8 protein-coding genes are annotated in these 7,840 nt (G+C 72.9%); 6 read left to right on the forward strand and 2 right to left on the reverse strand.

Annotation, left to right across the window (positions count from 1 at the left end):
- Nucleotides 1-84: 84 nt before the first annotated feature.
- Both fabI and fabG read right to left on the reverse strand, forming a co-directional pair.
- A complete protein-coding gene (gene fabI / locus ACFV4G_RS35125; protein ID WP_329926381.1) occupies nt 85-852 on the reverse strand; it encodes an enoyl-ACP reductase FabI in 768 nt (255 codons plus the stop codon).
- A gap of 2 nt (nt 853-854) precedes the next feature.
- Entirely contained in the window at nt 855-1,574 is a 720-nt protein-coding gene (fabG, locus tag ACFV4G_RS35130) for a 3-oxoacyl-[acyl-carrier-protein] reductase (RefSeq protein ID WP_380446244.1), read from the reverse strand.
- A 296-nt stretch (nt 1,575-1,870) separates the two neighbouring features.
- Here fabG and ACFV4G_RS35135 point away from each other — a divergent pair, with 296 nt between their 5' ends.
- From ACFV4G_RS35135 to ACFV4G_RS35160, 6 genes are all read left to right on the forward strand, one after another.
- On the forward strand, nt 1,871-3,016 hold the full coding sequence (locus tag ACFV4G_RS35135; RefSeq protein ID WP_380446245.1) for an MBL fold metallo-hydrolase: 1,146 nt from the start codon (nt 1,871-1,873) through the stop codon (nt 3,014-3,016).
- A 128-nt stretch (nt 3,017-3,144) separates the two neighbouring features.
- Entirely contained in the window at nt 3,145-4,749 is a 1,605-nt protein-coding gene (locus ACFV4G_RS35140) for a TldD/PmbA family protein (RefSeq protein WP_380446246.1), read from the forward strand.
- Complete coding sequence (locus ACFV4G_RS35145) at nt 4,746-6,143, forward strand: metallopeptidase TldD-related protein (RefSeq protein WP_380446247.1); 1,398 nt, start codon at nt 4,746-4,748, stop codon at nt 6,141-6,143. The genes ACFV4G_RS35140 and ACFV4G_RS35145 overlap by 4 nt, the downstream gene beginning before the upstream one ends.
- A gap of 32 nt (nt 6,144-6,175) precedes the next feature.
- Nucleotides 6,176-6,724 carry an RNA 2'-phosphotransferase gene (locus tag ACFV4G_RS35150; RefSeq protein ID WP_380446253.1) on the forward strand — a complete coding sequence of 183 codons (549 nt, stop codon included), beginning with the start codon at nt 6,176-6,178 and terminating at the stop codon, nt 6,722-6,724.
- Nucleotides 6,725-6,837: 113 nt separating this feature from the next.
- Complete coding sequence (locus tag ACFV4G_RS35155; RefSeq protein ID WP_380446248.1) at nt 6,838-7,221, forward strand: DUF3099 domain-containing protein; 384 nt, start codon at nt 6,838-6,840, stop codon at nt 7,219-7,221.
- A 288-nt stretch (nt 7,222-7,509) separates the two neighbouring features.
- On the forward strand, nt 7,510-7,719 hold the full coding sequence (locus tag ACFV4G_RS35160) for a hypothetical protein (protein WP_380446249.1): 210 nt from the start codon (nt 7,510-7,512) through the stop codon (nt 7,717-7,719).
- The last annotated feature ends 121 nt before the right edge of the window (nt 7,720-7,840 follow it).

Below are 7,840 nucleotides of genomic sequence, written 5' to 3' on the forward strand. Positions count from 1 at the left end.
CTCGCCGGGCTGCCCCCCACCCCGCGGCGCCCCCCCCCCCGGGGGGGGGGGGGGCGGCCCGGCGGCGTCGGTGGAGCGGGCGCCTCAGGCGCCGATGGCGTGCAGACCGCCGTCGACGTGGACGATCTCGCCGGTGGTCTTCGGGAACCAGTCCGACAGCAGCGCGACGACGCCGCGGCCGGCCGGCTCCGGGTCGCTCAGGTCCCACTTCAGCGGGGAGCGCTGGTTCCAGGTGTCGGCCAGCTCGCCGAAGCCCGGGATGGACTTGGCGGCCATCGAGCCGATCGGGCCCGCCGAGATCAGGTTGCAGCGGATGTCCCGCGCGCCCAGGTAACGGGCCAGGTAGCGGTTGGTCGACTCCAGGGCGGCCTTGGCCGGGCCCATCCAGTCGTACTGCGGCCACGCGTACTGCGCGTCGAAGGTCAGGCCGACGACCGAGCCGCCGTCCTGCATCAGCGGCAGCAGCGCCATGGTGAGCGACTTCAGCGAGTACGCGGAGACGTGCATCGCGGTGGCCACGGACTCCCACGGGGTGTCCAGGAAGTTGCCGCCCAGGGCGTCCTGCGGGGCGAAGCCGATCGAGTGGACGATGCCGTCCAGGGTCGGCAGGGTCTCGCGGACCTGGTCGGCGATGCCGGCCAGCTGCTCCGGGCTGGAGACGTCCAGCTCCAGGACCTTGACCGGCTTCGGCAGCTTCTTGGCGATGCGCTCGGTCAGGCTCGGGCGGGGGAAGGCGGTGAGGATGATCTCCGCGCCCTGCTCCTGGGCGAGCTTCGCGGTGTGGAAGGCGATGGAGGACTCCATCAGCACCCCGGTGATGAGGATCCGCTTGCCCTCGAGGATTCCACTCATGATCAGTGACCCATGCCCAATCCGCCGTCGACGGGAATGACGGCTCCGGTGATGTACGCGGCCTCGTCCGAACCGAGGAACCGCACGGTGGACGCGACCTCGGCGGGCGCCGCGTAGCGGCCCAGCGGCACGCCCGAGACGATCTCCTTGCGGCGCTCGTCGCTGAGCACGGCGGTCATGTCGGTGTCGACGAAGCCGGGGGCGACCACGTTGACGGTGATGTTGCGGGCGCCGAGCTCGCGCGCCAGCGACCGGGCGAAGCCGACCAGGCCGGCCTTGGAGGCGGCGTAGTTGGCCTGGCCCGGCGAGCCGGAGAGGCCGACCACGGACGAGATCAGGATCACGCGGCCCTTGCGCGCCCGCATCATCAGCTTGGAGGCGCGCTTGACCACCCGGAACGCCCCGGTGAGGTTGGTGTCGAGGACGGACGTGAAGTCCTCCTCGGACATGCGCAGCAGCAGGGTGTCGTTGGTGATGCCCGCGTTGGCGACCAGCACCTCGACGCCGCCGTGCTTCTGCTCGATCTCGGTGAAGGCGGCGTCCACCTGGGCGGCGTCGGTGATGTCGCAGCGCACCGCGAGGACGTCGTACTTCTCCAGGGCCTCGGGCACCTCGCCCGAGCGGCTGGTGATGGCGACCTTGTCGCCCGCCTCGGCGAAGGCCAGGGCGATCGCGAGGCCGATGCCCCGGTTTCCTCCGGTGACGAGAACCGAGCGGCTCAACGATCCACCTCTCTCCGTAAGGGGGTGCGCGTGCGGCTGGATGCGCACGCAGTGTGACCGTATCCGGCGCCCGGCGCCGTCGGCGAATCGGTCTCCCACAGCGCCTCACCGAAGGAACTGTGGCAATCCGACAATCCGCGCCCGGCCTGCCCGGGAGCACCCCGCGGGCCGGCCGGGCGCGCGGACGGGAACACCCGGGCCGGTGCGCCCGTTGCCACCCGTTGTACGGGACGACCCGGGGCCGGCCGTACCCTCTCCCCGAAAGAGTCCCGGCGAGGAACGAAGAGGCAGGGCGCATGACCAAGGCACAGCCCGGGAGCACCCACCGACGCGGACGGCTGCTGGCCCTCACCGCCCTGGCCGCGGTCGCGGGCGCCGCCGCCTGGTCGCTGCGCGATCTCCCGGCCGCGTTCGGACGCCGGCCGGACGGCGAGCGCGAGGAGCGGGTGCGCGACTCCCCGCAGTACCGCGACGGCGTCTTCCACAACGCGCCGTCCACCCTCGCCCGCGCGGCGTCCGCCCCCAGCATCGACGGCGACACCGTCCGCCGCATGGTCTTCCAGCGCGAGGGCCGCGTCCCGGCGCAGCCGGTGCCGCTCGTGCGCCCCGCCGACGGCCCGCGTCCGGCCGCCGAGGGCGTGGAGATCACCTGGTACGGGCACGCCTCCGCGCTCGTGGAGATCGAGGGCTCGCGCGTCCTGCTCGACCCGGTCTGGAGCGACCGCTGCTCGCCCTCCGCGCACGTCGGCCCCAAGCGGCTGCACCCCGTGCCGGTCGGGCTGGAGGAGCTCCCCCAGGTCGACGCCGTGCTCATCTCGCACGACCACTACGACCACCTCGACATGGCGACGGTCAAGCGCCTGGTGCACACCCAGTCCGCGCCGTTCGCGGTGCCGCTCGGCATCGGCGGCCACCTGCGCCGGTGGGGCGTGCCCGAGCACCGGATCATCGAGCTGGACTGGGACGAGACCTGCACGCTCGGCGAGCTCGTACTCACCCTCACCTCCGCGCACCACTTCTCCGGCCGCGGCCTGACCCGCAACACCACCCTGTGGGGCTCGTGGGTGATCGCCGGCCCCACCCGCAAGGTCTTCTACACCGGCGACTCCGGCTACTTCGAGGGCTACGCCCGGATCGGCGAGCAGCACGGCCCGTTCGACGCCGCCCTCGTCCAGATCGGCGCCTACGACACGGCCTGGGCGGACATCCACATGACGCCCGAGGACGCCGTCCTCGCCCACCGGGACCTGCGCGCCGGCCTGCTCGTGCCCGTCCACTGGTGCACCTTCAACCTCGGGCTGCACCCGTGGGCCGAACCGGTCGAGCGGCTCCTGAAGGAGGCCAAGGCCCAGGCCGTCCCGCTCGCCGTGCCGCGCCCCGGCGAGCGCGTCGACGTCGACAACCCGCCCGAGCTGGACGGTTGGTGGGAGACCGTCGCCTGACGCCCCGCCGGACCGCCGGGGCGGCGCCGGGCAAATGCGCTGGCCGAAAGTGCGTGGACGGGAAATGATGCGGTGCGGGCGCCCCTGTGCGGCGCCGCACCGCCACCCCCCGCGACCAGGGAGCTCGCTTGCCTCCGATCCCTCCGGCCGACAGCGCCGGCGTCCCCCACGGGCGCGCCGTCGATCCGCTGTTCCTCGCCTACCCGCTGCGCGCCCTCGCCGACGCCGCGCTCACCCGGGCCCGTGAACTCGGCGCCGAACACGCCGACTTCCGCCTGGAGCGGGTCCGCAGCGCCTCCTGGCGGCTGCGCGACGCCCGCCCGGCCGGCACCTCCGACAGCGTGCAGCTCGGCTTCGCCGTCCGCGTGCTGCTGGACGGCGCCTGGGGCTTCGCCGCCGGAGTGGACCTCACCACCGACGCGGCGGCGCGGGTCGCCGGGCAGGCCGTGGCGGTGGCCCGGCTGTCCGGCGGGATCAGCCGCGCGGCCGGCTCCGCCGAGCGGGTCGAGCTCGCACCGGAGCCGGTCCACCGGGACGTCACCTGGGTGTCCTCCTACGAGGTCAACCCCTTCGACGTGCCGGACGCCGAGAAGACCGCCCTGCTCGCCGGGTGGAGCTCGCGGCTGCTGGCCGCCGAGGGCGTCTCGCACGTCCAGGCGAGCCTGCTGACCGTCCAGGAGAACAAGTTCTACGCGGACACCGCCGGCACCGTCACCACCCAGCAGCGCATCCGCGTGCACCCGACGCTGGAGGCCACCTCGGTGGACGAGCGCACGGGCGCCTTCGACTCGATGCGCACCCTGGCCCCGCCGGTCGGCCGCGGCTTCGAATACCTCACGGGGGTCCGGGGGTCGTCCCCCGATGGACGGAGCCCGAGGGGCACCGGCTGGGACTGGGACGCCGAACTCGCCGAACTGCCCGTCCTGCTGGCCGAGAAGATGAAGGCCCCGAGCGTCGAGGCGGGCCGCTACGACCTCGTCATCGACCCGTCCAACCTCTGGCTGACCATCCACGAGTCGATCGGCCACGCCACCGAGCTGGACCGCGCCCTCGGCTACGAGGCCGCCTACGCCGGCACCTCCTTCGCCACCTTCGACAAGCTCGGCTCGCTCAAGTACGGCTCCGAGCTGATGCACGTCACCGGCGACCGCACCGCCGAGCACGGCCTGTCGACCATCGGCTACGACGACGAGGGCGTCGCCACGCAGTCCTGGGACCTCGTCAAGGACGGCGTCCTGGTCGGCTACCAGCTCGACCGCGGCATGGCGAAGCTCAAGGGCTTCGAGCGCTCCAACGGCTGCGCCTTCGCGGACTCCCCGGCGCACGTCCCGGTGCAGCGGATGGCCAACGTCTCGCTGCGGCCCGCCGCCGACGGCCCGGACACCGAGGGCCTGTTCGCGGGCGTCGAGAACGGCCTCTACATCGTCGGGGACCGCTCCTGGTCCATCGACATGCAGCGCTACAACTTCCAGTTCACCGGGCAGCGCGCCTACGCCATCAGGAACGGCGAACTCGCGGGCCAGGTCAAGGACTTCGCCTACCAGGCGACCACCACCGACTTCTGGGGCTCGATGACGGCCGTCGGCGGCCCGCAGACCTACGTCCTCGGCGGCGCCTTCAACTGCGGCAAGGCGCAGCCCGGTCAGGTCGCGGCGGTCAGCCACGGCTGCCCGTCCGCGCTGTTCCGCAACGTCAACGTGCTCAACACCCAGCAGGAGGCGGGTCACCGATGACCGCGACGCAGCCCCACGAACTCGTCGAGCTCGCACTCGGCCTCTCCCGCGCCGACGGCTGCGTGGTGATCGCCGACGAGGAGTCCACCGCCAACCTCCGCTGGGCCGGCAACGCGCTGACCACCAACGGCGTCACCCGCGGCCGCCGCCTCACCGTGATCGCCACCGTGGCCGGCGCCGAGGGCACCGCCTCCGGCGTGGTCTCGCGCGAGGCCGTCACCGCGGACGAGGTCGAGAGCCTCGTCCGGGCCGCCGAGGAGGCCGCCCGCGCCGCCGGACCGGCCGAGGACGCCCAGCAGCTGGCCGCCGGCCTGCCGGCCTCTCCGCACTTCGACCAGCCGCCCGCCGAGACCTCGATCGACGTCTTCGCGGACTTCGGCCCGGCCCTCGGCGAGGCCTTCGCCCGCGCCGCCGCCCAGGGCGAACTGCTCTACGGCTTCGCCCGGCACGAGGTGACCACCAGCTACCTGGGCACCTCCACCGGCCTGCGGCTGCGCCACGACCAGCCGACCGGCATGGTCGAGATCAACGCCAAGACCGCCGACCTGTCCGGCTCGGCCTGGGTCGGCGCCGCCACCCGGGACTTCACCGACGTCGACGTCACCGCCCTGCACGCCGAACTGACCAAGCGCCTGGGCTGGGGCGCCCGCACGGTGGACCTCCCGGCCGGCCGCTACGAGACGCTGCTGCCGCCCTCGGCCGTCGCCGACCTCATGGTTTACCTGCACTGGTCCGCCGGCGGCCGGGACGCCCACGAGGGCCGCACGGTCTTCTCCAAGCCGGGCGGCGGCACCCGCGTCGGCGACGAGCTCGCCGCGCTGCCGCTGACGCTGCGCGCCGACCCGCGCGAACCCGGCCTGGAGGCCACGCCGTTCGTCCTCGCGCACGCCACCGGCGGCGACGTCTCGGTGTTCGACAACGGCCTGCCGATCAGCGCCACCGAGTGGATCCGCGAGGGCGTGCTGACCGACCTGGTCACCTCCCGCCACGCGGCCGGCCTCACCGGCCTGCCGCTGCGCCCGGCCGTCGACAACCTGGTGCTGGAGACGGCCGACCAGGACGCCGCGCCGACGCTGGACGAGATGATCGCCCGCACCGAGCGCGGCCTGCTGCTCACCTGCCTCTGGTACATCCGCGAGGTGGACCCGGCGACGCTGCTGCTCACCGGCCTCACCCGGGACGGCGTCTACCTGGTCGAGAACGGCGAGGTGGTCGGCGCGGTCAACAACTTCCGGTTCAACGAGTCGCCGGTCGACCTGCTCGGCCGGATCACCGAGGCGGGCCGCACCGAGCGGTGCCTGCCGCGCGAGTGGAGCGACTGGTTCACCCGCACCGCGATGCCACCCGTGCGTGTCGCGGACTTCAACATGAGTTCGGTCAGCCAGGCCTCATAGCCACTGGCCGACGGGGGGATACGAGAGACATGATGGACGAGAAGCGGCTGGTCAAGACGAGCAAGATGCTGTCGCGCATCCTGCGGCACGAGCCCGGGTGGGTCGGGATCACCCTCGACGAGGCCGGCTGGGTGCGGATCGACCTGCTCCTCGCCGCCCTCGCGGCGAAGGGCAACCGGCTGAGCAGGGCCGACCTGGACCACATCGTCGCGACGAACAACAAGCGCCGGTTCGGCTACTCCGCCGACGGTCTCTCGATCCGCGCCAACCAGGGCCACACGGTGGCGGTCGACCTCGGTCTGGCCGCCGCCGTGCCGCCCCCGGTGCTCTACCACGGCACCGCCGACCGGCACCTGGCGGCGATCTTCCACGAGGGCCTGCGCCCGATGGCCCGCCAGGACGTCCACCTCTCGGCGGACACCGAGACGGCCACCCGGGTCGGCTCCCGGCACGGCCGCCCGGTCGTGCTCACCGTGAACGCCGCCGCGATGGTGGCGGACGGCCACGAGTTCCGGATCAGCGAGAACGGCGTCTGGCTCACCGGCGCCGTCCCCCCGCAGTACCTCTCCCGGCGGCCCTGACGGACCCGTCGCGCGTGTCCGCCCGCCCCGGTCTCGTCCTCGGCCGGGGTGCGGCGTACGGTGAATTGGCCGCGCGGCCGGACGCGCGGGTGCTCCGACGAGGACGGTAGGACATGGGCAAGAGCGCGGACGGCGGGCAGGTCCACCGGATCACGGGGGCGCGCAGCAGCCTCACCGAGGACGTCCGCGGGCGACAGCGCCGCTACGTGGCCTCGATGCTGCTGCGGACGGTCTGCGTGCTGCTGGCCGTGGTGCTGTGGGACGTGCAGCGCTGGCTGGCGGTCGGCGCGCTCGCGGGCGGCGTGCTGCTGCCGTACTTCGCGGTGCTGATCGCCAACGCCGGACGGGAGCGGGCGCCGGGTCTGCCGAGCACCTTCGACATCCCGCTCGACACCCCGCTGATGCTCGGCCCCGGTGGTACGGGTGGGGCGGGTGCGGCGGCCGGTACAGGAGAGGCAAAGAAGTCTCCCACCGATCCTTCACAGAGCGGGAGCTGACTGTCCGGGTCCTCCACGTTCACGATGGTTTGACTCGGCGAAAGCTCAAAAGAACCTCAGATTAATCATGCAAGACCTCCCCAAACCGGGGTCTCGGCGTGACATACTGCGTACGCGCTCCGCATCCCCCGTCGGAGCGACGGACCGACGCCGGGCGGCTCCCCCCGTGGCTGCCCGGCGTCGCCATGCCCGCCCCGGGCCGCGCCGGGATCCCCGGCCGCCGGGGTGCGGAAGGGCCCGTGAAAGACTGGCGGTGCACAACCCCCGCCAAGCCCCGAGGACGGCCCGATGGACACCCCGCAGACGCCGATCTGCTCCGCCAAGGGCTGCCGGGCGGACGCCGGCTGGGTGCTGGTGTGGAACAACCCCAAGCTGCACACCCCGGACCGTCGCAAGACCTGGCTCGCGTGCGACGAGCACCGCGAGCACCTGTCCCAGTTCCTGGGCGTGCGCGGCTTCCTCAAGGAGGTCGTCGCCTTCGCCGACTGGACCTCTTAGGCGGACTAGTGCCACAGCACTAGCCGCTAGGTTCTGTACGGCGGATCTTGTGACCGTCGCATGATCGGCTCGTTGTACTGGTCATGGGGCGGGGAGAGCTGAGCAAGGACGAGTGGGACCG

Origin of the sequence: Kitasatospora sp. NPDC059747 (assembly GCF_042732955.1) — a bacterium.
GTDB lineage: Bacteria > Actinomycetota > Actinomycetes > Streptomycetales > Streptomycetaceae > Kitasatospora.

Excerpts from the sequence above, each read along its gene's own strand:
- ACFV4G_RS35150 (WP_380446253.1), top strand. The coding sequence starts at position 6,176 with ATGGACGAGAAGCGGCTGGTCAAGACGAGCAAGATGCTGTCGCGCATC.
- ACFV4G_RS35155 (WP_380446248.1), top strand. The coding sequence starts at position 6,838 with ATGGGCAAGAGCGCGGACGGCGGGCAGGTCCACCGGATCACGGGGGCG.
- ACFV4G_RS35135 (WP_380446245.1), top strand. The coding sequence starts at position 1,871 with ATGACCAAGGCACAGCCCGGGAGCACCCACCGACGCGGACGGCTGCTG.
- ACFV4G_RS35160 (WP_380446249.1), top strand. The coding sequence starts at position 7,510 with ATGGACACCCCGCAGACGCCGATCTGCTCCGCCAAGGGCTGCCGGGCG.
- fabI (WP_329926381.1), bottom strand. The coding sequence starts at position 852 with ATGAGTGGAATCCTCGAGGGCAAGCGGATCCTCATCACCGGGGTGCTG.
- ACFV4G_RS35145 (WP_380446247.1), top strand. The coding sequence starts at position 4,746 with ATGACCGCGACGCAGCCCCACGAACTCGTCGAGCTCGCACTCGGCCTC.